This is a genomic window from Kutzneria sp. NPDC051319, from assembly GCF_040682195.1.
GTDB lineage: Bacteria > Actinomycetota > Actinomycetes > Mycobacteriales > Pseudonocardiaceae > Kutzneria.
Genome location: NZ_JBFBAM010000163.1, coordinates 1 through 1,331 on the forward strand (window position 1 = coordinate 1; position 1,331 = coordinate 1,331).

2 protein-coding genes are annotated in these 1,331 nt (G+C 72.6%); both read left to right on the forward strand.

Annotated elements, in window-relative coordinates:
- Positions 1-253 precede the first annotated feature (253 nt).
- Complete coding sequence (locus AB0M73_RS49755; protein WP_363907242.1) at positions 254-496, forward strand: hypothetical protein; 243 nt, start codon at positions 254-256, stop codon at positions 494-496.
- Positions 493-1,331 (forward strand): SDR family NAD(P)-dependent oxidoreductase (locus AB0M73_RS49760; protein WP_363907244.1); only part of this gene is annotated, 839 nt, incomplete at its 3' end. The genes AB0M73_RS49755 and AB0M73_RS49760, both read left to right, overlap by 4 nt.

The window sequence follows — 1,331 nt, forward strand, 5'->3', positions numbered from 1 at the left end:
CGCAACAGCTTGAGCAGCACGGACCCCTTGGGCCCGCGCGCCGCCGGCGCCAGCGGCACCGGGGTCTGCTCGATCGTGGCCGCCATTCCCGCTCCCTCATGACGTGGTGAAGTGCCGGCCCGGACTACCATTGGCGGCACCGAACCAAACGTGGCGCCGCGTTTTTGTGGTGGTCCGTTCGAGTGATGCGCGGGTTGGCCCGGTCCGTCACGGGTACAGCCCGCTTGATTCCCGAGCGGCCGGAGGCGTCATCATGACTGTGCACCAGGTTCCCGCTGCGACAACCGAGACCGTCGGACAATGGCTGGTCGAACTCGACGAGCTGGCCCGCGCCGAGCGGGCGATGGCCGACGGCTGCCCGACCGCCGAGCAGGAGTTGCTGCTCATGTCCGTGGGCAGCCTCGCCCATCGGGCCCGCCGCCAGCCGTCGATCGCCGTGCGGCCGCGTGACGGCCTGCTCCGGCGATGGTTGCGCCGGTCGGGGGGAGCGCGATGAAGGGCCGCCCGGTGGCGGTGGTGACCGGGGCCAGCCGGGGCCTCGGTTTTCTGCTCGCCCGTGAACTCGCCTGGCAGGGGTTCGACCTGGCGGTGTGCGCGCGGTCGGCGGAGGGCATCGTCGACGCGGCGGAGGCCCTGCGACGGGAGGGCGCGACCGTCAGCGCCGTCGTCGCTGACGTCTCGGTGCGGGCGGACGCCGACGCGCTGGTGGCGCGGGCGGTGACCGACTTCAACCGTCTGGACGTCCTCGTCACCAACGCCGGCACCATCCAGGTCGGCCCGGTGGCGGCGATGGACGTCGACGATTTCGCCATGGCGATGGACACCATGTACTGGGGTGTGGCCTATCCGGTGCTCGCGGCCGTGCCGGTGATGCGCCGCGCCGGCCGGGGCCGGATCATCACGGTGACCTCGCTCGGCGGCAAGGTGCCCGCCCCGCACCTGCTGCCCTACGCCGCCGCCAAGCACGCGGCCGTCGGCTTCTCCGAGGGGCTGTGCGTGGAACTGGCCAAACACGGCATCAGCGTCACCACCGCCGTGCCCGGGCTGATGCGCACCGGGTCGCCGGACAACGCCCTGTTCAAGGGCGACAAGACCGCTGAGCACGCGTGGTTCGCCATCGCCGACAGCCTGCCGTGGCTGACCATGGACGCCGAGCGCGCCGCCCGGGCGATCGTCCGGGCCGGCCTGCGCGGCCGGTCGGAGATCATCCTCACGCCGGCGGCGCCGGTTGCCGCGCGTGTGCACGGACTGCTGCCCGAGCTCACCACCCGCGCGCTGACCCTGGTCGACCGGTTGCTGCCCACCGATGAAAGCCCCACCACGCAACCGGG

Coding starts and splice junctions, on each gene's coding strand:
- AB0M73_RS49755 (WP_363907242.1), top strand. CDS start 254: ATGACTGTGCACCAGGTTCCCGCTGCGACAACCGAGACCGTCGGACAA.